At 73.0% G+C, this 22,023-nt stretch carries 20 protein-coding genes; 5 read left to right on the forward strand and 15 right to left on the reverse strand.

Features of this window, described 5'->3' with window-relative positions:
* Nucleotides 1-44 precede the first annotated feature (44 nt).
* Together ACZ63H_RS19970 and ACZ63H_RS19975 are read right to left on the reverse strand one after the other, a co-directional pair.
* On the reverse strand, nt 45-1,319 hold the full coding sequence (locus tag ACZ63H_RS19970) for a glycoside hydrolase family 6 protein (RefSeq protein WP_469866753.1): 1,275 nt from the start codon (nt 1,317-1,319) through the stop codon (nt 45-47).
* A 34-nt stretch (nt 1,320-1,353) separates the two neighbouring features.
* On the reverse strand, nt 1,354-2,319 hold the full coding sequence (locus ACZ63H_RS19975) for a glycoside hydrolase family 6 protein (RefSeq protein ID WP_469866755.1): 966 nt from the start codon (nt 2,317-2,319) through the stop codon (nt 1,354-1,356).
* A 345-nt stretch (nt 2,320-2,664) separates the two neighbouring features.
* Here ACZ63H_RS19975 and ACZ63H_RS19980 point away from each other — a divergent pair, with 345 nt between their 5' ends.
* Nucleotides 2,665-3,678, forward strand: coding sequence for a LacI family DNA-binding transcriptional regulator (locus ACZ63H_RS19980; protein ID WP_469866757.1), 1,014 nt, complete (start codon nt 2,665-2,667; stop codon nt 3,676-3,678).
* A 51-nt stretch (nt 3,679-3,729) separates the two neighbouring features.
* Here the strand turns inward: ACZ63H_RS19980 and ACZ63H_RS19985 are convergent, their stop codons facing one another.
* Complete coding sequence (locus ACZ63H_RS19985; RefSeq protein WP_469866758.1) at nt 3,730-4,128, reverse strand: nuclear transport factor 2 family protein; 399 nt, start codon at nt 4,126-4,128, stop codon at nt 3,730-3,732.
* A 99-nt stretch (nt 4,129-4,227) separates the two neighbouring features.
* Between ACZ63H_RS19985 and ACZ63H_RS19990 the strand changes: the two genes are divergently transcribed.
* Nucleotides 4,228-4,839: a TetR/AcrR family transcriptional regulator gene (locus tag ACZ63H_RS19990; RefSeq protein ID WP_469866760.1), complete on the forward strand. Its 612-nt coding sequence runs from the start codon at nt 4,228-4,230 to the stop codon at nt 4,837-4,839.
* Nucleotides 4,840-4,907: 68 nt separating this feature from the next.
* Here the strand turns inward: ACZ63H_RS19990 and ACZ63H_RS19995 are convergent, their stop codons facing one another.
* Together ACZ63H_RS19995 and ACZ63H_RS20000 are read right to left on the reverse strand one after the other, a co-directional pair.
* Nucleotides 4,908-5,363 (reverse strand): hypothetical protein, encoded by a 456-nt coding sequence (locus tag ACZ63H_RS19995; RefSeq protein ID WP_469866762.1) that lies wholly within the window; start codon nt 5,361-5,363, stop codon nt 4,908-4,910.
* 101 nt (nt 5,364-5,464) lie between these two features.
* Nucleotides 5,465-6,313: a class I SAM-dependent methyltransferase gene (locus tag ACZ63H_RS20000; protein ID WP_469866764.1), complete on the reverse strand. Its 849-nt coding sequence runs from the start codon at nt 6,311-6,313 to the stop codon at nt 5,465-5,467.
* A 271-nt stretch (nt 6,314-6,584) separates the two neighbouring features.
* Here ACZ63H_RS20000 and ACZ63H_RS20005 point away from each other — a divergent pair, with 271 nt between their 5' ends.
* Together ACZ63H_RS20005 and ACZ63H_RS20010 are read left to right on the forward strand one after the other, a co-directional pair.
* Complete coding sequence (locus ACZ63H_RS20005; protein WP_469866766.1) at nt 6,585-8,156, forward strand: alpha-L-arabinofuranosidase B; 1,572 nt, start codon at nt 6,585-6,587, stop codon at nt 8,154-8,156.
* Between the two features lie 208 nt (nt 8,157-8,364).
* The gene (locus ACZ63H_RS20010) at nt 8,365-8,643 is read left to right on the forward strand and encodes a hypothetical protein (protein ID WP_469866768.1); all 279 of its coding nucleotides are present in this window, start codon (nt 8,365-8,367) and stop codon (nt 8,641-8,643) included.
* Nucleotides 8,644-8,731: 88 nt separating this feature from the next.
* Here the strand turns inward: ACZ63H_RS20010 and ACZ63H_RS20015 are convergent, their stop codons facing one another.
* The 4 genes from ACZ63H_RS20015 to ACZ63H_RS20030 form a co-directional block, all read right to left on the reverse strand.
* Entirely contained in the window at nt 8,732-10,054 is a 1,323-nt protein-coding gene (locus ACZ63H_RS20015) for an SGNH/GDSL hydrolase family protein (RefSeq protein WP_469866770.1), read from the reverse strand.
* Nucleotides 10,055-10,112: 58 nt separating this feature from the next.
* Nucleotides 10,113-11,624, reverse strand: coding sequence for a sodium:solute symporter family protein (locus ACZ63H_RS20020; protein ID WP_469866772.1), 1,512 nt, complete (start codon nt 11,622-11,624; stop codon nt 10,113-10,115).
* Between the two features lie 85 nt (nt 11,625-11,709).
* A complete protein-coding gene (locus ACZ63H_RS20025) occupies nt 11,710-12,984 on the reverse strand; it encodes a glucarate dehydratase family protein (protein WP_469866774.1) in 1,275 nt (424 codons plus the stop codon).
* Nucleotides 12,981-13,604, reverse strand: coding sequence for a dihydrodipicolinate synthase family protein (locus ACZ63H_RS20030; RefSeq protein ID WP_469866776.1), 624 nt, complete (start codon nt 13,602-13,604; stop codon nt 12,981-12,983). Before ACZ63H_RS20030 ends, ACZ63H_RS20025 begins: the two co-directional genes overlap by 4 nt.
* A gap of 286 nt (nt 13,605-13,890) precedes the next feature.
* On the opposite strand from ACZ63H_RS20030, the gene ACZ63H_RS20035 reads away from it, so the two are divergent.
* Nucleotides 13,891-14,568 carry a flavin reductase family protein gene (locus ACZ63H_RS20035; RefSeq protein ID WP_469866778.1) on the forward strand — a complete coding sequence of 226 codons (678 nt, stop codon included), beginning with the start codon at nt 13,891-13,893 and terminating at the stop codon, nt 14,566-14,568.
* A gap of 130 nt (nt 14,569-14,698) precedes the next feature.
* Here ACZ63H_RS20035 and ACZ63H_RS20040 read toward each other — a convergent pair whose 3' ends face one another.
* From ACZ63H_RS20040 to ACZ63H_RS20065, 6 genes are all read right to left on the reverse strand, one after another.
* The gene (locus ACZ63H_RS20040) at nt 14,699-15,967 is read right to left on the reverse strand and encodes an ATP-grasp domain-containing protein (RefSeq protein WP_469866779.1); all 1,269 of its coding nucleotides are present in this window, start codon (nt 15,965-15,967) and stop codon (nt 14,699-14,701) included.
* A 29-nt stretch (nt 15,968-15,996) separates the two neighbouring features.
* A complete protein-coding gene (locus ACZ63H_RS20045; protein ID WP_469866780.1) occupies nt 15,997-17,277 on the reverse strand; it encodes a DegT/DnrJ/EryC1/StrS aminotransferase family protein in 1,281 nt (426 codons plus the stop codon).
* A 29-nt stretch (nt 17,278-17,306) separates the two neighbouring features.
* On the reverse strand, nt 17,307-18,104 hold the full coding sequence (locus ACZ63H_RS20050; protein WP_469866781.1) for an SDR family NAD(P)-dependent oxidoreductase: 798 nt from the start codon (nt 18,102-18,104) through the stop codon (nt 17,307-17,309).
* Nucleotides 18,101-18,832 carry a cupin domain-containing protein gene (locus ACZ63H_RS20055; RefSeq protein WP_469866782.1) on the reverse strand — a complete coding sequence of 244 codons (732 nt, stop codon included), beginning with the start codon at nt 18,830-18,832 and terminating at the stop codon, nt 18,101-18,103. Before ACZ63H_RS20055 ends, ACZ63H_RS20050 begins: the two co-directional genes overlap by 4 nt.
* Nucleotides 18,832-19,998 carry a 2-deoxy-scyllo-inosose synthase gene (locus tag ACZ63H_RS20060; protein ID WP_469866783.1) on the reverse strand — a complete coding sequence of 389 codons (1,167 nt, stop codon included), beginning with the start codon at nt 19,996-19,998 and terminating at the stop codon, nt 18,832-18,834. The genes ACZ63H_RS20055 and ACZ63H_RS20060 overlap by 1 nt, the downstream gene beginning before the upstream one ends.
* 237 nt (nt 19,999-20,235) lie before the next feature.
* Nucleotides 20,236-21,474 (reverse strand): FAD-binding protein, encoded by a 1,239-nt coding sequence (locus ACZ63H_RS20065; RefSeq protein ID WP_469866784.1) that lies wholly within the window; start codon nt 21,472-21,474, stop codon nt 20,236-20,238.
* Between the last annotated feature and the right edge of the window lie 549 nt (nt 21,475-22,023).

The following is a 22,023-nucleotide window of genomic DNA, read 5'->3' on the forward strand; positions in this document are numbered from 1 at the left end:
GGGGCGGGGGCGACCGGCCGGACGCGTACCGGGCCCGGCGGGGCTCAGTGGTTGAACGTCAGGCGTGGTGCCGCGTTACGGGCCAGCGCGTGGACCTGTGCGGGCCACCAGGCGCCCGCCGGCGGGTCGACGATGCCGTATTCCGGATCGATCGTGCCACCGGTGCCTCGGGTGCAACTGCCGTCGGACTCACCGGGGACCTTGATCCAGAGGTAGGCGTCGACGAGCGGGACGCCCGTGTCGGCGGTGGGACGCGGGCCGAGCCCCCGGCCGGGCGCGTTGCACCAGGCCTCCGGGTCGCCGCCGTACTTGCCCGGTTCCGGGGTCCAGGCCCCCTGGCCGTTGCGGCTGGTGTCGATGACGAAGTGCGGCAGCGCGTCGGCCGGCGGGCTCCCCACGTTCTGGTCGAACCAGGCGTCGGTCCACCGCCAGGTGGCGGGGTCGGCGGAGGAGACGGAATGCCCCGGGATCCCGTCGTTCGGGGCGGCGGACGAGTAGTACTGGCCGGCGCACCGGTCGGCGTGGCCGCGAGCCCGTTCGGGGCCCTCGGTGGCGAACCACACGCACTTGGCCACCCAGGCGCCGTACCTGGCGTTGTGCTCGGTGGGGTGCATGTTGGACACGTTCAGGGCGAAGCCGTCGCCGTGGGCGACCCCGGCGTCCTGCAACCGCTGCGCCATCTCGCCGACGGACTGCCACTGGACGTTCCCCGCGTCCAGGTAGACCGCGGTGCGCGGCCTGGCCTTCAGGGTCTTGACGGCGTAGGCGAGATCGGCGACGCGTGCGGCCGTGAGGTCGCCGGTCGGGTCCGTGGCGGCCCCGCAGTCCTTGGGCAGGAGGGCCAGACCGTCGGGTTCGACGACGACCACCGCCCTGCCGTCGCCGATGCCGGCCGCGAAGGCGTCGATCCACTGCCGGTAGGCGGCGGAGGACGCGGCCCCGCCGCTGGAGTACTGCGTGCAGTCCCGCCCCGGGACGTTGTAGGCGACCAGGACCGGGGTCCGGTCGGCGGCCCGGGCCCGGCGGACGAGCGCGCGCACCTTGCCGCGCACCTCGTCGGGCGTGCCGTCGGTGAACCACTGGGCCTGCGGCCAGCTCGCGAGCCTGGCCATGCCGGCGGCGTTCTCGACGTCGCCGTGCTCGAGGTCGGCGATCGCCTGCCGCGCCGCCTTGCTGTGCGGATCGACGTAGAACCGTGTGGCCGGGCCGGTGCCGTCCCGCCCGGGTACGGCCTGGGCCTGCGTCGCGGTGAGGGCGGCGCACGCGGTGAGCGCCGCGAGGACGGCGCCCGCGCGCCGCCGTAGGCTGCGGGGAATCATGGCTGCTCCTCGTCGGTGGGGGAGGGGGCCGGGATCAGTAGCCGTAGATCATCTTGTAGGCGACCTCGGGGAGGAACTGTCCGGCCGAGGAGCCGGCCCCCACGCCGCAGTTGCCGTCGGACTCGCCCGGGGCCTTGACCCACAGGAGCATCTCGGCGCCGCCGCCCGTCCGGGTGGGGGTGCCGATCCGGCGGCCGGCGGGGTTGCACCACTGGCCGTTGGAGCCGTTGCCGTTGCGGCTGGTGTCCACGACGAACGGCTTGGTGTAGCCGTAGCGGGCGCTGAGTTCGCTGTTGACGGCGTTGCCGTACGCGGTGTTCTCGGCCGTGGTGAAGTAGTTGGAGATGTTGAGCGAGAAACCGTGGGCCTGTCGCAGGCCGGCCTCGTGCAGGCGCTGGGCCATGGTCGCCGGAGCGGTCCAGCCCGGGTTGCCGGCGTCGAGGTACACCCAGGTGTTGGGGGCTTGGCGGCCGAACTGGGCGAGGGCACCGGTGAGCATGCCCTCGCGCTCGTCGATCTGGGCCTGGGTCATGCAGCCGTAGTCCCCGAGGGAGTCCGGTTCGAGCAGGACGACGGCCGGGCGGTCGGCGATCCCGCCGGCGAACTGGGCGATCCAGCTCGCGTAGGCGGACGGCGAGGCGGCACCGCCCGCGGAGTGCCCGCCGCAGTAGTCGCGGTTGTAGATGTTGTAGGCGACGAGGAGGGGCAGCTTGTCCGAGCGGTCGGCCGCCCCCGCGTACGCGCCCGTGGCCGTGCCGATGGTGCCGCTCCAGGAACCGAACCAGCGGGCCGTCGGGGTGTTGGCGAGGGAGGCGTTGATCGCGGACGCCCGGCCGTCGCCGGGGTTGGCGGCGACCCACCGCTTCGCGCTGGAGTCGGGGTCCACGTAGAACCCGCTGGTCATGGTGGTGGGATCGGCCGCGTGGGCGGAGGGCGCGGCGGCGAGCGCCAAGGGCAGGGCGCACAGCGCTGTCACGAGGGCGCGGAGTGTGCGGCGCATGACTGTACCTCGGTTTCCTGGCGGGGATGCGCCGCCCGCCCTCGTCCGGGGCCTGCGGCGCGCTGAGGAAGTGCGGTGGTACGACGTCCTGTTGAGCCGGCGGCCCGGCCGGCCGGACGGCACACCCCGAGAGGATACTGGGAGCGCTCCCAATTGAAAGCGGTCGGCAGCACGGAATTGCTTCGGGGTCGGTCGGTATCGTGTTGCGGCCCGGTGACGCTGTCAAGGGCCGACGTGCGGCCACCCTTCCCAGGAGGAGGGCGAGGCTCTACAGTCCTGTGCCTGGAAGCGCTTCCAGTCCTTCGTCGCCGAGGGGTCCCGCACCCGGGGAAAGGCTCACGGTCCATGCCGCATGACGCGCCGCGCCGGCAGCCGACGCTCGAGGAGGTGGCCCGACTCGCCGGTGTCTCCCGCTCGGTGGCCTCCCGTGTCCTCAACAACGCGCCGCACGTCAGCCGCCCCAAACGCGACGCGGTCGAACGGGCCGTCCGTCAGCTCGGCTATGTGCCCCATCCCACCGCGCGCGCCCTGGCCACGCGGCAGACGGGGGCGGCCGCCCTGGTCGTCGCCGGGGAGGACCCGTCGATCTTCGCGGATCCGTTCTTCGCCCAGGTGATCGTGGGGGCGTCGGCCGCTCTGGAGGAGGCCGATCTGCATCTGATGCTGTGTCTGGCCGCCTCCGACCGGGGCCGTAAGCGGGTGGAGGAACTGCTTCGGGCCAAGGGCGCGGACGGCGTCATGCTGATGGCGCTGCGCGAGGACGATCCGCTGACCCGCACGGCGGAGGAGGCCGAGATCCCGGTCGTGTTCGGCGGCCGGCCGGTGGGCCGGGTGCCCCGGTGGTACGTGGACGTCGACAACACCGGCGGGGCCCGCGAGGCCACCGAGTACCTCATCGCGCGCGGCCGGACCCGGGTGGCCGCGCTCTGCGGGCGGCTGGACACCGAGGCCGGACGCGCCCGGTACCGGGGCTACCGGGACGCCATGCTGGCGGCCGGCCTCGCACCGTACCCGCCGCGGGAGGGCGACTTCACCGAGCCCGGCGGAGCCGCCGGCATGGCCGCGCTGCTGGCACACCATCCCGAGGTGGACGGGGTGTTCGCCGCCAACGACAACATGGGGGCGGGAGCGCTGCGCACGTTGCGCGCGGCGGGCCGGCGGGTCCCCGCCGACGTCGCCGTGGTCGGGTTCGACGACCTGGCCGTCGCCCAGGTCGCCGAACCGCCGCTCACCACCGTCCGCCAGCCCATCACCGCTCTGGGCCGGGAGATGGCGCGCATGCTCGTCGCGCTCATCCACGGGCAGGACCCCACTCCGCTGATCCTGCCCACCCGCCTGGTCATCCGGTCCAGCGCCTGACGGCCGGGTCCGGGACCCACGCCTTGCCGACGAGGTTTCCCCGCCTGGCCGCTACACGAAGAACGCGTTCATGCCGGCGACGTCGGAGAGGTAGGTCTCGATCCGCGCGATCCTCCCGTCGCGCAGACGGCAGACGGTGGACAGGTGCTCGTCCAGCCGGACGTCGCCGCGCCGGGCGGTGTTGTGCAGGGACAGCGCCATGTTCTCGCGGCTGACCAGGATGTGCAGCAGCCGGAAGTCGAGGCCGTAGGAAGCGATCTTCCTGGCCCGTTCCACGACGGCGTCGGCGCCCGTGGCCGTGCCGGAGACGGTGTTGTCGCCGGGCAGTGTCCAGGTGGCGTCTTCGGTGAGCAGGGCCCGGATGCCGTCCCAGTCACCGGCGGCGAGACAGGCGTGGAACCGTGTGCCGAGGCGGTGGGCGGCCTCGTACCGGTCCTCGTGCGGGGGCATGGTTCCTCCTGGGAAGAGCAGCTAAAGCGATGATCTTTGCCTTAGGCAGGGTAGGTGAACGGCTCGCTAAAGCACAACTCTTTGCTTTAAAGTGGAGGAATGCCCGCCAAAAGCAAAGTCAGCCGCCCCGGGGGACGCAGCGCCCGGGTCCGTGCCGCCGTCCACCGCGCGGTGGTGGAACTCGTGCACGAAGCCGGCGCCGACAAGGTGACCATCCCCGCGGTCGCGCGCCGTGCCGGGGTCAACCCCAGCTCCGTGTACCGCCGTTGGGGCACGACCTCCGCGCTCCTCGCCGATGTCGCCGACCGGCGCCAGGACGAGGAGGCGCCCGAACTGCTCGGTGACCTCCGCGCCGACCTGGAGCGGGTCGCGGTCTGGACGCTTGCGGACCTGTCCCGGCCGGGAGGCGTGGCGTTCTTCCGTGCGGAAGTGGCACCGGACGTGGACGAACGCCGGGCCGGCCTGCGCGCCTGCCTGGAGCGGGTCAGCGCGCGCTTCCAGGGTCCGCTGGACGCCGCCGCGGGGCGCGGCGAGAGGGTCCCCACGCTGGAGCGGGTGCTCGACCGGATCGTCGCACCCCTGTACTTCCGCGTGGTGTTCTCGGTTCCGGGGACGGACGAGCGGTACGCGCGCGACCTGGTGGCCGAACTGTGCGCCCCCGGCGAGGACGCCCCGGGGTCTTCCGGCGAGGGGCGCGCCGCCTCGGAATGAGACGAGAGCGGCAGGGGCCGCGCGGACGACACCGACGCGGTGTCACACCGACGGCCGGCGGGGCCGTCTCACCGGGGAGCGGCGTCGTCCCCGGTCGTCCGTCGCTGCCCGGGCCACATGTCGTCGTATGCGGCGTCCATGAACTCCGCCTGGGGTCCACGCAGTTCGGAGGCGTCGGCCGTCCCGTGACGCGCCGCCCGGGCAAGACGGTAGGCGTAGCGGTAGGCGGCCCCGCGCAGGGGCTCGCTTCTGGCGGCGAGGTCGATCTCCGCCTGGGCGAGCCACAGCTCGTCGAGCAGCCGGTCCGGCTCGTCGCCGACGGGGGCCCGCTCACCGCCCGGTGGCGGGAACGCGGCCTTCTCCACCCGCGACGCGAGGCTCAGGAACTTCAGCACCGCTGCCTTCAGCTCCGCCCGGTGCGCGGCGGCCTCCTGCGTTTCGAGCTGCCGGACACTCGCCCGCGACACCAGATACTGACCGAACAGCGACCCACCCGCACCGAGCGCGACCCCCACGAGTGACATCAACGCCGGTCCCAGACTTCCCCACGATCCCATGCCCGGAGTCTCCCAACCCGGGATCACCGTGACGCACGGGCCCCTGGACCGGGAGACCCGGGAGCGCTCTACCGGCGGACCGCCGAGATCAGTCCGCCGGGACGCTCCTCGTGCCGCGGCGGGGTGCCGGCCGGGCGGCCGTAGGCGGCGGCGCGCTCGCGCAGGGTGTGGCAGTCGGCCTCCCAGCCGTGTCCGGCCAGCCAGCCCACCGGGTCGTCGGGCATCTCCGAGAGCCACATGGAGGCCGCCGATCCCGGCACGGCGTCCGCGCCGAAGTGCTCGATGGCACCGCGCGAGCCCAACGTCAGCCCCATCCGGCTGCCTGCCGCCGACCGCGCGCCGATCCGGGCCAGCAGCAGTTCCACCGCGTCCTCGGGCAGGTAGATCAGCAGTCCTTCGGCGATCCACGCGGTCGGCTGCGCCGGGTCGTGCCCCGCGGCGGCCAGCGCGCCCGGCCAGTCCTCCCGCAGATCCACCGCGACGGGGATCCGCTCGCAGCGTGCGACGGCCCGCTCCCGGCGCAGCACCGCAGCCTTGAAGTCCAGTGGCGCGGCGGTGTCGACCTCGAACAGCCGGGTGCCCGCGGGCCAGTCCATCCGGAACGCCCGGCTGTCCATGCCGGCCCCGAGCAGCACGACCTGCCGGACGCCGGACGCGGAGGCCTCCCGCAGCAGGTCGTCGAGGAACTTCGTCCTGATGACGACGGAGAACGACACGGCCAGCCGGCGGCGTCGCGCGGCCTCGTCACCGGGCGGCGGCGAGGAGGGCCACAGGCCGCCGGCGGTGGCGAAGGCCTTGGCCAGTGGGTCGCGGAACAGCGCGTTCTGCCGTTCGGTCTCCAGCGCCCGTACCCTGGCCACTCCCACCGCCGTGGCCCACACTCCCGACGGCCGCACCCGCTCCTGGTCATCAGTCATCGCGCCAGCCTAGACGGTCGGGTTCGGGGACGTGCCGAGGGAAGTCCGCCCGACGCCCGGCCGGAACCGCGCCCCGGCGGTCGAAGGACCGGACGTGCGCGATGTGTTGACACCCCTCGGGGGCTTCCTATCATCGGAACTTGTCCGTCAGTGCGATCAGCGTTCGAAGTATCGGACAGGCCGTTCTCTGTTTGTCATGTACATGATTTAACGGTCGCCGACTGCCGGTGGTGGGACGCCACCGGCCCCCACTCACCCCCGGGAGACCTGCATGTCTGTGACACCGGCCCGCCCCTGGCGGGCCAGGCCGCTCGCCCTGCCGGCACTCGTGCTGGCCCTGGCCGCGGCCCTGCTCGGCGGCCGGGCCTCCGCCGAGGGCGACGCCGTGGCCGTCGGCTCGCTGCCCTGCGACCTCTACGCCGCCGGAGGCACCCCCTGCGTGGCCGCGCACAGCACCACCCGCGCCCTGTACTCCGCCTACAACAGCCGCCTGTACCAGGTGAAACGCGCCTCCGACGGCACCACCCGGGACATCGGCGTGCTCGGCGCGGGCGGCTACGCCGACGCCGCCGCGCAGGACTCCTTCTGTGCGGGCACGAGCTGCCTCGTCACCGTCCTCTACGACCAGTCCGGCCGCGGCAACCACCTGACCCAGGCACCCCCCGGAGGCTTCCAGGGCCCCGCCGCCGGCGGGTACGACAACCTCGCCGAGGCATCCGCCGCACCGGTCACCGTGGGCGGCCACAAGGCGTACGGCGTCTTCATCGCCCCCGGCACCGGCTACCGCGACAACAGCACCAACGGCATCGCGACCGGCGACCAGCCCGAAGGCATGTACGCGATCCTCGACGGCACCCACTACAACGGCGGTTGCTGCTTCGACTACGGCAACGCCGAGACCAACAGCCGGGACAACGGCAACGGCACGATGGAGACCATCTACTTCGGCAACAGCAAGACCTGGGGCTACGGCACCGGCAACGGCCCCTGGGTCATGGCCGACCTCGAGAACGGCCTGTTCTCCGGCGTCAACCGCGGCTACAACGCCAACGATCCCAGCGTCGGCCACCGCTTCCTCACCGCCCTCGTCAAGGGCGGGCCGAACCACTGGGCGATCCGCGCCGGCAACGCCCAATCCGGCGGCCTGTCCACCTACTACGACGGACCGCGCCCCAACGCCTCGGGCTACAACCCGATGAAGAAGGAGGGCGCCGTCATCCTCGGCATCGGCGGCGACAACAGCAACGGATCCGCCGGCACCTTCTACGAGGGCGTCCTGACGTCCGGCTACCCCTCGGACGCCACCGAGAACGCCGTGCAGGCCAACATCAACGCGGCCGGATACGCCACGTCCGCCCTCGCCGGCGCCCCCGCCGTCGGTTCCAGGGTCTCGCTGCGGGCCACCACCTCCTGCTGCACCACCGACTACCTGCGGCACAACACCGCCGACGGCAACGCCGCCATCGGGGCGGTCTCCTCCTCCAGCCCGTCCGCCGACAAGGCCGCCGCGACGTGGATCGTGCGCCCGGGCCTGGGCGACGCCTCGTGCGTCTCCTTCGAGTCCGCCGACAGGCCGGGGCAGTACCTGCGCCACTACGACTTCCGCCTGCGCGTCGACACCATCGACAGTGGCGCGCTGTCCAGGCTGGACGCCACGTTCTGCCCGCAGCCCGGCCACAACGGACAGGGCGTCTCGCTCCGGTCCGCCAACTATCCGAGTGACTTCGTACGCCACTACGAGTACGGCGTCTACGCCGCGAGCCACGGCGGCTCCCACGCCTGGGACAACGCCACCGCCTGGTCCGACGACACGAGCTGGGTCGTCACCTCCCCCTGGGCCTGAGGTTCGCGCGCACACCCGTTCCCGGCCGTGCCACCCGACCAGGTGGCACGGCCGCCTCCTGTTCGGCCCCCACCAGGACGGCAGTTCCGCTCGTCCGCCCCGCCGGCCCGGAAATCCCTGCCGCGCGCATTGTGGTTCCCGAGGCGCGTTCCTAGCATGGGAGCGCTCCCACGTTCGCTCGTCCGCCCTCCGCGACCCTGGAGGTCCCATGCGCTCGGACCGATACCGTCACCACCGCCCCGCACCGCCGGCGGCGACGACCCTGGCCGGGGCCCGCCCCGCCACCGGAGCGGTCGCCACCGCCGCGGCCGACCACGGCGTCGAGCACGACGGCACCCGGGTCGCCGCCGCCTGCGGCCGGCGGTGCCGCCGCGCGGAGAGCGGGCAGCCGGCGGAGCGGATCGTCTGCGGCGCCCTCGGTGGTGCCGGGGCCGGTGCCGCGTTCCGCTCCGCCGCGCCGGCCGGCCTCGTCCGCACCGGCCGCTGACACCAGTCGTCCCGCCGAGATGACGGCCGGTCCCCTCCGTCCCCGGGGGACCGGCCGTCCGCGGTCGTGACGCGTCGCCGGGTGCCGCTCAGCGGCGGAAGAGGGCGGCCGGGACGGCGTCGGCCAGGGCCTGGTACCCGGCCGGGTTGAGGTGGAGGTGGTCACCGGTGTCGTAGGCCGCCCGGAGCGTACCGGGGGCGTCCGGGTCGCGTACCGCGCGGTCGAAGTCGATGACGGCGTCGAACCGGCCGCTCGTGCGGATCCACCGGTTGACCTCCTGCCGGGCGGCCTCGTGGGCACCGGCCGGATCGTCGTAGGTGTTGCCGCCGAAGGGGGTGAGGGTGGCGCCGTACACCCGGATGCCCTGGGCGTGGGCGCGGGTGATGATCTGCCGGTAAGCGCCGATGAGTTCGGCCGTGATCCGTTCGGCGTCCGCCTGGGACGTGCCGGCGGTGCCGATGTCGTTGACGCCCTCGAAGACGATGAGCCGGTTCACGCCGCTGCGGGCGAGGACGTCGCGGTCCAGCCGGGCCAGCGCGTTGGGGCCGAGTCCGTCCCTGAGGACGCGGTTGCCGCCCGCCGCCTCGTTGACGACCGCGATGTCCGCCGTGCCGGGGCGGGACGCCAGCCGTGCCCGCAGCCGGTCCGGCCAGCGGTCGTTGCCGTTGGTCGTCGATCCGCGTCCGTCGCTGAGCGAGTCGCCGAGGACGACGGTGGCGGAGGCGGCCGGCTTCGACCACACCTCCAGCCCGCTGAGGAGGTACCAGTGGTCGGCGGTCGTGGCACCGGCCAGGTCCGCGTCGTCCAGGTGGTCCCCGGCGAGCATGTAGGACGTCGTACGGGAGCCGGGGTGCGACGTGAGGGAGGTGGAGGCCTGTCCGTGCGCGAGGTACAGCGTCACGGTGAGGTTGGTTCCCGGTGCCACGTCGAAGTCCAGCGGGTCACTGACGGCTTGCGCGCCCTGCGGGACGGTGAAGCCCGGCTGTCCGCCGAAGGTGACCCGCCGGGAGCTGCCCGGCACGATCGCGCCGACGCCCGCCTTGCCGCCGGCCGGGCGGGCCACGGAGACGGCGGTGACGGGCAGTTCGGCGCCGCCGAAGGCGTTGGACAGGCGCAGCCGCACCCGTTCGCCGCCGACCGAGACGTGCACGGTCTGGCGCAGCGTGGCGTTGTCGAACACCCGGTCGCTCTGGGTGAACGGGGCCGGCGGCATGTTGCCCGGCTCGGTCAGCTGGGGCATGGACACCCAGGTGTCCAGCCAGTGACCGCCGCCGGTCGTCATGGCGGCGGACCGCGCGGGAGCGGATCCGCCGCTCCGCGTGTCGTGTGTGCCGGTGGGCGAGTGAGGGGCGAAGCCCGCCGTGACGACGGCCGCCGCGGCGGCGACCAGCAACGATGCTGCTCGTTTCATGGAAGGAGTTCCTCGTTCCGGGTTGGGTGGCCGGCCGCCGGGAGGCGGCCGGCGGGTGTCAGGCCTGCTCCGCCACCGGGTGCGCGGCCGGGCCCGCTCCGGGCTCCGGGCCGGAGACCGCCGCGACCACGGCGTCCGCCTCCGCGTCCGGTTCCGGCAGGATCAGGCCGAGGCCCGTGTAGACGACGAGGGAGGTGACCAGGGGGGTGACGACCACCGTGGTCTGCGAGGCCCCGTCGAGGCCGTACCTGACGAGGAAGTAGCCGCCGAGGCCGAGCGCCCAGGACGCGAGGGCCGCCCGGGGCCCGCAGCGGCGGAAGGCGGGCAGCAGCCCGAGCAGCATCGGGATGGAGATCGGACCCATGACGGCCGCGACCATCCCGACGATGATCCCGAGCACTCCGCCGAAGCGGTCGGCCTCGATGGCCACGACCATGGAGACGGCGATGAAGACGACCGTGACCACTCGTGCCGCCCGCAGCCCGCGCTCGGTGCTCGCGCCCCGGAAACCGGGCAGGACGGCGGGCAGGATGTCCCTGGTGACCACCGCCGAGATGGCGTTGGCGTCCGACGAGGCCATGGCCATGGTGTGCGAGAACATGCCCGCGAGGGTGAGCCCCACCAGACCCACGGGCAGGTAGGACCGTGCCATCAGGGCATAGGTCTGCTGCGGGTCGGCGATGTGCGGCATGAGGACCGGCGCGGCGACGGCGGGCAGCAGCAGCACGGCCGGCCAGACCAGGTAGAGGAACGCCGACAGCCCGGCCGAACGGCGCGCGGAGCGGGGGGAGTCGGTGGCCATGTAGCGCTGGGCCAGGTTCCACATGCCGCCGTTGTACTCGAAGAGCTTCACGACCACGTACGCGGTGAGGAAACCGGCCGTGTAGGGGCCGACGAGGGGATCGGTGTGGCCGGCCGGGAGCCGGTGCCACAGCGTGCCGAGCCCGGAGACGCCGCCGAGCCGGTCGAGCACGACCCACATCATCGACAGCGCGGCCACGCCCTGGACGATGAACTGCCCGAACTCGGTGAGCGCGTCCGCCCACAGGCCGCCGACCGTGCAGTACAGCAGGGTCACCACACCGGTCAGCAGGATGCCGTGGGTCATCGACATGCCCGTGAAGACCCTCAACAGCACCGCGACCGAAGCCCATTTGGCGGCCACGTCGAACACCTTGAGCAGCGCGCCGCTCCATGCCAGGGCCTGCTGGGTGGGCAGGTTGTAGCGGCGGACCAGGTACTCCAGCGGGGAGGCGACCCGATAGCGCTCGCGCAGCCGGTTCCAGCGGGGGGCGAAGAGCCAGGCGCCGACGCCGGTGCCCAGGGCGAGCGGCAGGAACGCCCAGACGTAGACGGTGATGCCGTAGTCGTAGGCGACCGCGGCGTAGGCGACGAACACGGCTGCGCTGTAGCCGGACATGTGGTGCGAGATGCCGGTCAGCCACCAGGGCATCCGGCCGCCGCCGGTGAAGTAGTCGGAGACGTCGCCGACGCGCCGGTGCGACCATAGGCCGATCAGCAGCATCACCAGGAAGTAGGCGCCTACGGCGGCCCAATCGAGCCAGTGCATGGGTGGACCTTCTTGTCGTGAAGGGCGGGGAGACGCGGGGACTCCGAGGCGGACGGGCGGGACCCGGGCCGGGGACCGCCGGGGGTCACCAGCGCGGTGACTTCTTCTCGTACGACGGGTCCAGCCGGCGCATGTACCCGGTGTCGTCCCGGTTGCGCAGCCCGCAGCGCAGGTACTGCTCGTGCAGCCGGGCCAGCGCGTCGCGGTCCAGTTCGACGCCGAGGCCGGGGGAGCGGGGGACGGCGACCGAGCCGGCGCGGAAACCGAGTGCGCCGGGGACGATCACGTCCTCCGCGGGGTCCTTCCACGGCCAGTGCGTGTCGCATGCGTAGGTGAGGTTCTCGGTGGCGGCGGCCAGGTGGGTCATCGCGGCCAGGCTGATGCCGAGATGGGAGTTGGAGTGCATGGACAGCCCCATGCCGAAGGTGGCGCAGATCCCGGCGAGCAGTTTGGAGCGGTGCAGGCCGCCCCAGTAGTGGTGGTCGGACAGGACGACTTGGACCGCGTCGCCGCGCACCGCGGAGGGCAGTTCGTCGAAGGCGACCACACACATGTTGGTGGCCAGCGGCATCGGGGCCTCGCGGGCGACCCGGGCCATGCCCTCCTGGCCGGGCGTCGGGTCCTCCAGGTACTCCAGGACGCCTTCCAGCTCGCGGGCCACCTTCAGTGAGGTCTCGACCGTCCAGGCGGCGTTGGGGTCCAGCCGCAGCGGGACGCCGGGGAACGCCCGGCGGAGCGCGAGCACCGCCTCCACCTCCTGCTCGGGCGGCATCACACCGCCTTTGAGCTTGATCGCCCCGAAGCCGAACTCCGTGACCATGCGCCGGGCCTGCGCCACGATGCCGTCCGGGTCGAGGGCGGCTCCCCACGCGTCGGGCTCGTGTCCGGGGTGCCCCGCCCACTTGTAGAACAGGTAGGCGCTGAAGGGGACTTCGTCGCGGACGGCGCCGCCGAGCAGATCACTGACCGGGCGGCCGGCGACGCGGCCCCGGATGTCCAGGCAGGCCACCTCGAACGGGGAGAAGACCCGGTCGACCGTGCTGCTGGTGGTGATCATGCCGGTCAGTCCGTGGCCGTCGCCGCCCCGGTCGTCACCGATCACCTCGGCGATACGGCGGCGCATCGGGCCGAGGGCGTGCACGTCCATGCCGGTGATCGCGTCGGCGGCCGAGCGCAGCCTGCGCAGGTGCCCCTCGTCGGCATAGGTCTCGCCCAGCCCGCTGACGCCCTGCCGGGTCGTCACCTCCACGACGGCGCGCAGCGCGTAGGGCTCGTGGACGCCGACGGCGTTGAGGAGGGCGGGGTCCTTGAACGCCACCGGGGTGATGTCGATGCGGGATATCCGCAGGTCCTCGGTCATCGGATCGCCGCACCCCGCGCCACGACGCCCTCCGGCCCGGCGAGGCGCCCGGGTGTCGGACCGGTCAGCGGCGGACGCACACCTCCCGCACCGGGGCCCCGCAGGCGCACGGCCGCCTCGGCCAGGGCCACCGCGTGGCCGGGCACGCGTTCGCGCAGCGCTGTCAGGGGGTGGAGGAAGCCGGCCGGCCGCGGCTGGACCGGCTCGTCGCCGCCGGTGGTGACGGCCCGGTGGAAGGCGAGGGAACCGGCGGGGACGACCTCGCGCACACGGGCGACCGGTCCGGCGGGCGGCCCCGCCACCGGGTACGGCGGCAGCGACAGCAGCCCGTCCGCGCCGGCCTCCCCTGCCGCCCGCGCGCACTGCCGGGCGAGGGGCTGCGCACCGCCGGCGCCCGCGAAGACGGGCACCCGGCCGTCCGTCACCCGCACCGCCGTACGCGCCACGGAGGCGAACTCGTCCGGGGCCGGGGCATGGAATCCGCCGGTGCCGCAGGCGACGAAGACACCGCCCGGACCGGCCTCGATCCCTGCGCGCAGCTGCTCCGAAAATTTCGCCGTGCCGACCGAAGCATCTTCCGTGAAGGGGGTGACGGGAAAGACGAGAATGCCTTCTAGCACGCTGACCTCATCCGGCGGTTGTCACATATGTGAATGGGCGTCACGATGACGAATGGTCGGAGGGAATGTATGGTCAGCGGCCGAGCCCGGTCAAGGTGCGTGCAGTGGTTGTCCGGGCCGTGGAGCGGTGGCGCCGGTGGACCGTAAGACGCCGAACGCTCGACGAAAGTTTCGGAAATGCCTCCGACGACCGTGCGGGCGGACAGGGGGTCGGCGTGACGAAGGATGTCTCGTCGGCCGACAGTTCGGCGCCCATCGAAAGGTCGCGCCCCTAGCGTCTTCCGGCATGACGACCGACACCCACCGAGTGATGACCGGCACGCACCGAGTGATCCGGCCCAGCATCCTCTACTTCGGCACCCCCGTGGTCCTGCTGACCACCGAGAACGACGACGGCACGTTCAACCTCGCTCCCGTCTCCTCCGCCTGGGCGCTCGGACAGCACGTCGTCCTGGGGGTGGGCAGGGAGAGCCAGACCGCACACAACCTCGCGGCCCGCCCCGAGCTGGTGATCAACGTGGCCTCCCCGGACCTGTGGGAACGGGTGGAGCGCCTGGCGCCGCTCACGGGGGCCGACCCGGTGCCCGAGAGCAAGCGGGTGGTGTACCGGTACGAGCGCGACAAGTTCGGCGCGTCCGGGCTCACCCCGGCCGGATCCCACCTGGTGAAGCCGCCGAGGGTCGCCGAGTGCGCGCTGCAGCTGGAGGCCCGGGCACGGGCGTTGACACCAGGCGGAGCGGGGCTGTTCTTCAGCGTCGAGTGCGACGTGCTGTGCGTCCACGCCGACGAGCGCATCGTCGTGCCGGGTACGCACCACATCGATCCCGCCCGCTGGAACCCGCTCATCTACAACTTCCGCCACTATCACGGCCTGGCACCGGAGGTCGGACACGGCTTCCGCTCGGAGACGGCGGAGACGGACGCGTACCGGCGGGGGCCCGAAGGCGCCACCGGAAGGCGGTGAACAGCCATGGCCGCATCGCTGCGAGGCGTCTTCGGCGACGAGCCCCCGCCGCTGGTACCGGTGCCGATCGGCACGGCGGAGGACGGCCCGGAAGCCGGACGCGGCTTCCGGGCCGTCCTCGGTCCTCGGGTCAATCGACCTCGTATATCTGGTCCTTGAGGTCGTCGATGACCGCGCGGTCGCGCAGCAGGGCCTGTTCGTCGGGGCCCGCGAGGAGGACCCGCAAGGGGCTCGACGTCAGATCCGTGGTGGGGCGGATGCGCTTGCCCGGGCCCGACCGCAGGGCGAGCGCGTAGACGCTGGGCAGCGCGGAGAGTTTGTCCACCACCGTCTCGTTCACGCCGACCACGACGCCGTCGAGGGTGGTGGGCGCTTCGTAGACGGCGGCGGAGCGCAGCGGACGGTAGGTACGGCCGCCGTGGGCACGGGCGAAGTGCTCCGGCCGGGTGTAGGCGTCGGCGGTCAGACGCGCGACGTCGGTGCCGAGGACGTGACCGTAGAAGTCGGGGATCATGGCGCCGTTCATGCGCGCCCCGATCTCCACCAGGGTGGGACCCTGCGGCGTCAGGATGATCTCGGCGTGGGCGGGGCCGTGACGGATGCCGAGGGCGTCCAGGACGGTTCGGACGTAGGCGAACAGGGCGGGGACGGGGTCGTCACCGGGATCGAGGAGGACGGCCATGTCGTAGATCTGCCGCCCGCCGCCGATGTTCCGGCGCCGGGAGTGCCAGACGTCGGCCAGGTAGTGCGCGCCGCCGGCGGAGACCGTGTCGACGGAGAACTCGGGTCCGTCCAGGAAGGACTGGACGAGGACCTCGGTGTTGGCCTCGCCGAAGACGGTGCGGGAGGCGAGGATCCGCCGGGTCGCGGTGGTCACCTCGTCGGGGGTGTGGCAGATGTACACGTTGTCGGCGGAGGCGGAGGACAGGGGCTTGACCACGACGGGTGTGGTGCCCAGCGCGCGGGCCCAGTCGGCGGCCTCGTCGGCGGAGTGGGTCTTGAGCTGCTCGGCGCAGCGGATGCCGGCGGCGCGGAGCGTCTCGATCATCCGGTACTTGTCGCGGCGTGCCGGGGACAGGGCGGTGCCGTTGCCGGGCAGGCCGAGACGTTCGCCGAGGGTGTCGGCGAGGCGGACACCGGGTTCCTGGCCGGGGAGGACGGCGAGCGGGTGGTGTTCGGCCAGACGTGCGACGGTGGCCGCGACGGCGGACTCGTCCGGGCACACGAGCCAGTCGGCGTAGTCCTCGGGGCGGGGCTGCACCATGGCCGTGTGCGGCTCGGCCGAACTGAGGACGTGCACGGCAGGGTAGCCGCGCTCGGCGAACGCCTCGATCAGGGCGGGGGCGTTGGAGTAGCCGTCCACGATCACGACGGACTGGGCAGGGGCTGTGCTGGTCATCGTCTCCCTCACAAGGGGGCGGGCGGTGCTCAGTGGGACAGGTGGGTGTGGTGGGCGAGTACGCGCCCGAAGGCTTCGGCGATGTCGTGGACGTCGGCGGTGGTGCCGAGGAGCGCGCTGTGGTGGAAGGTGAGGAAGGAACGGTGGGCGCGGTGGGCGGTGGGGAGGTCGTAGGGCGCGGGGTCGACGCGCTTGAGATGGTCCGGGCTGATGGCGAAACGGGGCCGTGAGGCCGGGTCGTACAGCGGGCTGGCGTACAGCGGCTGGTACACCGGACGCACGTGCAGGCCGAGTTCGGCCGTCACGGCCTCGGCGACGGCCGCCGCCGGGACGGCTTCGACCACGTGGTCCGGCAGCCGGACGGCGTACCCGAAGTAGGTGCGCTCGGTGGTGTGGGGCGAGGTGCGCTGGGGGACGAGCCCGAGGTCGTCGCCGAGGAGGCGGTCGAGGAGGGCGGCGTTGTCCCGACGGACGGCGTTCTGGGCGTCCAGTTCGGGGAGTTGGGCGCTCAGCAGGGCGGACTGGAATTCCGACAGGCACCGGTTGCTGCCCATCAGCTCACCGGTCTCCACCAGTTCGGGCAGTCCGGTGACGGGCGTGGCGGTGCTCCGTACCCTGCCGTCCGCGCGCAGGTGCTCGATGCGGCGGGCGAGCTGGGGGTCGTCGGTGACGGCCGCGCCGCCCTCACCGCTGGTGAGCACCTTGGTGTGGTGCATGCTGAAGGTGCCGACGTCTCCGAAGGTGCCCGCCTTCAGACCGCGGTACGAGGCCCCGTGGGCCTGGGCGGCGTCTTCGACGAGGACCAGCCCGTGGCGGCCGGCGATGGCCTGGAGGGCGTCGAGGTCGGCGAGGGCGGAGTAGAGGTGGACGACCACGATCGCCTTGGTCGCCGGGGTGATCGCGGCCTCGACGGCGGCCGGATCCAGACACAGCGTGTCCGGGCGGACGTCGGCGAAGACCGGGACGGCGTTGACCCCGAGCACGGTCGACGCCGTCGCGGCCCAGGACAGGGCGGGCACGATCACCTCGTCACCCGCCCCGATCCCGCAGGCCTCCAGCGCCGTCATCAGGGCGGCGGTGCCGCTCGCGGTGGGCACGCAGTGACCGGTGCCCAGATAGGCGGCGAACTCGGCGGCGAAACGCCGTTCGCGGGTCGGCTCGCCCGTATGGGGGCTGGCGATCGACCAGCGGCCCGAGGTGAGCACGTCCGCCAGTGCCTCGCCGGCGCCGGGTGCGGGGCGGGGCCAGCGCGGCCAGGGGCGGTCACCGCGCACGGGGGTTCCGCCGTGGACGGCCAGGTGCGTTCCCATGGTGAGAGCTTCCTTCGTGGGTGTGCGGATCAGAGCAGACCGCGGATGGTGCCGCCGTCCACGCCCCAGACGGAGCCGGTGACGAACGAGGCGGCGTCGGAGGCCAGGAAGGCGATGACGCGCGCCACCTCGTCGGGCGTGCCCATCCGGCCCAGCGGCAGCTGGCGCTTGCTCATCTCGTACTCGACCGCTTCCCGGGCGTCGCGGCCGTGCACGGTGCCGAGGGTGTCGGCGAAGCCGCCCGGACGGGTCCACAGCGGTGTCCAGACCGGACCGGGCGCCACGGCGTTGACCCGCACCACCGGGCCCTCGGACAGGGCGAGACTCTTGGTGAGGCTGAGCAGGCCCACCTTGGAGACCTGGTAGTCGGCCGGTCCGGCCTCGGGCTGGCGGGCGAGGTCGGAGGCGTTGGTGACGATGGCGCCCCGCCCCTGTGCCCGCATCCGGGGCAGGACCAGGCGGATGGCCCGGACGGCGCTGAGGAAGTTGACCTCGAAGGTCCGCAGCCAGTCCTCGTCACCGAGTTCGTCGAAACCGCGGGCCCGGCACTGGCCGACGTTGTTGACGAGGATGTCCACCCCGCCGAGCGCGTCGAGGGCGGCGGTCACCGACCGGGTGACCCCCTCGGCGTCGGCCAGGTCGCCGGTCACCCCGGTCACCTCGGCCTTCTCGCTCAACTCCTTCACCAGAAGGGTGAGTGGTTCCTCGTCGCGGTCCAGGAGCGCGAGGCGGGCGCCCTCGGCCGCCAGCACCCGCGCGGTCTCGGCGCCGATCCCGCTGGCGGCACCGGTGACGACGGCTGCGCGTCCGTTCAGGCCGAGGTTCATGCGACGCCCACCTCCGTGCTGATCAGCCGCAGCGCCCCGGTTCCGGTGTTGACCGTGTGGTGCGCGTAGTCGGGGGGCACCGCCACGGACAGGCCGGGACCGCCGGTGTACTCCCGCCCGGCGACCGTGATGGACGCGCTGCCCTCCAGCACGTGCAGCACGATGCTGCGCTCCGCGGGCACCGTCTCCTCCACCCCCGCACCGGCCGGAACCTCCAGGAGGCGGAACTGCCGCCAGTCGCCGGTGAAGTACGGCGTGAGGTCGACGTGTGCCGTACGGACACCGGTACCGGCCGGCAGCAGACCGGGCACGTGCAGGTGCGCGGGGCGCGCGGCGGGACCCTCGCCCGGGAAGACCTCGGTGACGAAGAAGTGCATGTCCTCCTCGCCGCGGTTGGCGATGGAGTGGGCCGAACCGATCGGCGTGGTGACCAGGTCCCCGGCGCCGACCTCGATCTCGCGGCCGTCCATGGTGACCACGGCCCGTCCCGAGACGATGTAGTAGATCTCCTCGGTGCGCAGGTGGACGTGCTCGCCGACCGATCCGCCCGGCTCGATGACCACGTACTCGACGCAGTTCCACTCGCCTTCCAGGTGCATGCCGTTCATCAGCATCTTCCACCGGCACACTCCCTCGCCGCCCACCTGACGGTGGGTGACGGCCGGGCCGGAGGTGTCGTTCGCGATCGGTCCGAAGGGGCGGCGCTCGCCGCGGGTGACGGTCGCCATCACACACCCGCCAGGGCGTGACGGTCGCTGAGCACGGACTCGATGCCGAGCCGCACGGTGTCCTCGTCGACCTGGGTGATCAGCTTCCCGCCCGGCCGGTGGGGCCGGCCCAGGCCCTCCAGGAGGATGAAGTCCAGCGCACCGGACCGCCCCGGCACATACCCGCGCTTGTTGTCCAGGCGTACGACATCGAGCACCGCCTCCGCGTCGACGTCCTGCGGGAGCCGGACGGGGGCGCCGTTGAGCTGGAGCAGACGGTGGTGTGCCCGTTCGTCGGAACGGTCCATGAGGCCCAGCTCGCGGGACATGCGGGCGGCGGCGAGCATGCCGATGCCGATGGCGAAGCCGTGCCGCAGCCGGCCCCCGGTCAGCAGCTCCGCCGCGTGGCCGACGGTGTGGCCGTACTCCAGCACGAGTGCCTCGTGCTTCTCGGTGTGGTCCTCGCGCATCACCGTGGTCTTGGCGTCCACGCACAGGTCGATGAACCGGGTGACGACCTCGGGGGAGTAGCGGGCGTCGGCCCGCAGCAGGCTCGCGACCTCGTCGTAGCGGTCGGGCACGATGCCGAGCACGTTTTTGATCATCTCGCACAGGGCGGACCGGGTCTCCTCCGCCGGCAGGGAGGCGAGGAAGTCCAGGTTGTTCCAGACAAGTACCGGCGCGTGGAAGGTGCCCAGGTGGTTCTTGCCGCAGGCGGAGTTGACGGCCTGCTTCAGGGACAGCACCGAGTCCGACATGCCGAGCAGGGTGGTCGGCATGTGCACGAGCCGGATGCCGCGGAACAGCAGCGCCGCGAGCAGGCCCGCGAGGTTGCCGATCACGCCGCCGCCGAGTGCGACCACCACGGACCGGCGGGTGATGCCGCTCTTGAGGGCCTGCTCGGCGATCCGGTCCAGGGCGCTGAGGGTCTTCTCCCGCTCGTCGGCCCGCGCCCGGACCACCAGGGTCGGGGCGAGCGCGCCGAGGTGCAGTTCGGTCGCGGCCACCAGCTCCTCGGGCAGGCCCTGGTCGGCGACGACGACGAACCGGTCGGCGTCGAGGCCGCCGAGGCGCACCCGCAGGTCGTCCCAGGCGGCGCGGCCGTGTCGGACGTGGAAGTCGTAGCTGACGTCGCCGAAGCGGACTCGTCGGTCGAGTCCGGAGCGAGGTCCGGCCTGAACGGTCATGTCAACTCCATGAAGACGAAGGGGATGTAAGGGCCCGGAACCGGGGTGCCGGGCCCGTCGGAAAGAACATTGCCAGACGTGCCAGAGAGTTGGCAATGTTTGGCAACAAAGTTCCACCGCGAAGTGTGCGGAGAGCGTCGCCCGTTCGGGTGCCGATAGTGAGAAATCCCTGTATCGCAGGGGTGATTGCGCAGGTGAGGCGGCTGGCAAGCATGTTGCCTCACTGGCCCGACCGCCTCAGTGGGGCAGCGGGAACATCTCCTCCACGAAGGTGTTGCCGAACTTGCCCTCGGGGTCGTGGTGGTGGCGCAGGCGCCCGAAGTCGGCGGCCCGTTCGTAGTGCGCGGCCACCCGGGCCGGGGGGAGCAGGGTGAGCTTGCCCCAGTGGGGCCGTGCGCCCAGGGGGGACAGGATCTCCTCGACGGCGGCGATCGCGGTGCGCACGGCGGGGTGGTGGATCCAGGTGAAGTGGAAGGTGACGGAGTCCTGCCGGTAGGCGGGGCTCAGCCACAGGTCGTCCCCGCGCACCGTGCGCACCTCGGCGATGTGCAACAGCGGTTGCAGGAGCCCTCCGACACCGCGCAGCGCGGCGACCGCCCGTGCCGCGGTGGCCCTGGGCAGGTAGTACTCCGACTGCAGCTCGTCCCCGGCACCCGGGACCAGGTCCGGCCTGAAGTGCGGCAGACGCTCGAACCACGGCCCCGGAATGCCCAGTTGCTCGGTGCTGCCCCCGGGCGGCATGCCGGGCACGGGGTGCAGCCGGCGCGTCGCGGCCCGCCCTCCCGCCCAGCCGCTGCCGGTGGCGCCGATGCGCTGCTTGAGCCACACCGAGGCGTGCTCGCCGTGCCAGTCGGTGAAGACACTGACGCTGTAGGCCGCGGCGAAGACCTCGTCCAGGCGCGCGGCGATCTCGTCCAGGGGGACGTCCACACGCACCCGCTGGGCCACCTCGAAGGCGTCCACGACGTCCAGGGTGACGCGGGTGACGATGCCGAGCGCGCCGAGCGCGACCACCCCGCCGGCGAACGTCCCGGGATCGCTCTCCCGGTCGATGACCGTCGACCCGCCGTCCGGCGCGATCAGTTCGAGGGCGCGCACGGAGGCCGCCAGGCACCGGTTGCCGTCCCCGGAGCCGTGGGTCGCGGTGGCGACGCAGCCGGCGACGGAGATGTGCGGCAGGGACGCCAGGTTGGGCAGGGCGAACCCGGCACGGTGCAGCGCCGCGGTGAGGTCCGCGTACCGCATGCCCGCGCCGACGCTCACGGTACGCCGGGCCGGGTCGACCTCCAGGAGCGGCGGCAGCGCGTCCAGGCGGACGAGGTCACCGGTGCTGTCGGCGACACGGCTGAAGGAGTGCCCCGTGCCCAGGGCCCGGACGCGGTCGCTGCGCGCGACCAGGGCCCGTAGCTCCTCCAGGGACGTCGGACGGTGTACTCGCGGGGCCTGGTAGACGACGTTCCCGGCCCAGTTGGTCACGGGCCCGGGGGCCGGGGGAGCGAGGGGCGTGGCGGTGACGGGTGCGGGAGGGGCAGGTGGGGGGCTGGAGGGCGCGGGAGTGACGGATGGGGAGGTCACGGGCGTGGACACCTCGCTGGGTGGTCGGGCGGCGTCGGAGCCGCGACGCCGCGGCGGGGGCGGCGGCACGCAGGGCACATCGCGTGGGCATGCGTGCGCCGCACGGGCATGCGGGGGGTGTACGGCGAAGGGGGCGCCGGTGCCGGACGGCCGCCGGCACCGCTCACCCGCGGGCCGGGGCGGGAGCCGGTCGCTCCGGCCCGGCCCCGTGCACCGCGTCGCCCGGGCAGGTGTCACCCGGGATCGTGTCGTCCGGGCAGGTGCTCCGAGGCGGTGTCGTCCGGGCACCCGCGTGCATCCGGGTTCGTGTCCGTCGGGGCTGCCGGGCCCGGGTGCGGGGGGGGGGGGGGGGGGGGGGGGGGGGGGGGGGGGGGGGGGGGGGGGGGGGGGGGGGGGGGGGGGGGGGGGGGAGGGGGGGGGGGGGGGGGGGTTGGTGGTTTTGGCAACTTT

The organism is Streptomyces sp. NPDC104831, assembly GCF_055583025.1.

Excerpts from the sequence above, each read along its gene's own strand:
- ACZ63H_RS20015 (WP_469866770.1), bottom strand. The coding sequence starts at position 10,054 with ATGAAACGAGCAGCATCGTTGCTGGTCGCCGCCGCGGCGGCCGTCGTC.
- ACZ63H_RS20025 (WP_469866774.1), bottom strand. The coding sequence starts at position 12,984 with ATGACCGAGGACCTGCGGATATCCCGCATCGACATCACCCCGGTGGCG.
- ACZ63H_RS19980 (WP_469866757.1), top strand. The coding sequence starts at position 2,665 with ATGCCGCATGACGCGCCGCGCCGGCAGCCGACGCTCGAGGAGGTGGCC.
- ACZ63H_RS20000 (WP_469866764.1), bottom strand. The coding sequence starts at position 6,313 with ATGACTGATGACCAGGAGCGGGTGCGGCCGTCGGGAGTGTGGGCCACG.
- ACZ63H_RS19995 (WP_469866762.1), bottom strand. The coding sequence starts at position 5,363 with ATGTCACTCGTGGGGGTCGCGCTCGGTGCGGGTGGGTCGCTGTTCGGT.
- ACZ63H_RS20035 (WP_469866778.1), top strand. The coding sequence starts at position 13,891 with ATGACGACCGACACCCACCGAGTGATGACCGGCACGCACCGAGTGATC.
- ACZ63H_RS20045 (WP_469866780.1), bottom strand. The coding sequence starts at position 17,277 with ATGGGAACGCACCTGGCCGTCCACGGCGGAACCCCCGTGCGCGGTGAC.
- ACZ63H_RS19985 (WP_469866758.1), bottom strand. The coding sequence starts at position 4,128 with ATGCCCCCGCACGAGGACCGGTACGAGGCCGCCCACCGCCTCGGCACA.
- ACZ63H_RS20005 (WP_469866766.1), top strand. The coding sequence starts at position 6,585 with ATGTCTGTGACACCGGCCCGCCCCTGGCGGGCCAGGCCGCTCGCCCTG.
- ACZ63H_RS19990 (WP_469866760.1), top strand. The coding sequence starts at position 4,228 with ATGCCCGCCAAAAGCAAAGTCAGCCGCCCCGGGGGACGCAGCGCCCGG.
- ACZ63H_RS20060 (WP_469866783.1), bottom strand. The coding sequence starts at position 19,998 with ATGACCGTTCAGGCCGGACCTCGCTCCGGACTCGACCGACGAGTCCGC.
- ACZ63H_RS20010 (WP_469866768.1), top strand. The coding sequence starts at position 8,365 with ATGCGCTCGGACCGATACCGTCACCACCGCCCCGCACCGCCGGCGGCG.
- ACZ63H_RS19970 (WP_469866753.1), bottom strand. The coding sequence starts at position 1,319 with ATGATTCCCCGCAGCCTACGGCGGCGCGCGGGCGCCGTCCTCGCGGCG.
- ACZ63H_RS20040 (WP_469866779.1), bottom strand. The coding sequence starts at position 15,967 with ATGACCAGCACAGCCCCTGCCCAGTCCGTCGTGATCGTGGACGGCTAC.
- ACZ63H_RS20055 (WP_469866782.1), bottom strand. The coding sequence starts at position 18,832 with ATGGCGACCGTCACCCGCGGCGAGCGCCGCCCCTTCGGACCGATCGCG.
- ACZ63H_RS19975 (WP_469866755.1), bottom strand. The coding sequence starts at position 2,319 with ATGCGCCGCACACTCCGCGCCCTCGTGACAGCGCTGTGCGCCCTGCCC.
- ACZ63H_RS20020 (WP_469866772.1), bottom strand. The coding sequence starts at position 11,624 with ATGCACTGGCTCGATTGGGCCGCCGTAGGCGCCTACTTCCTGGTGATG.
- ACZ63H_RS20050 (WP_469866781.1), bottom strand. The coding sequence starts at position 18,104 with ATGAACCTCGGCCTGAACGGACGCGCAGCCGTCGTCACCGGTGCCGCC.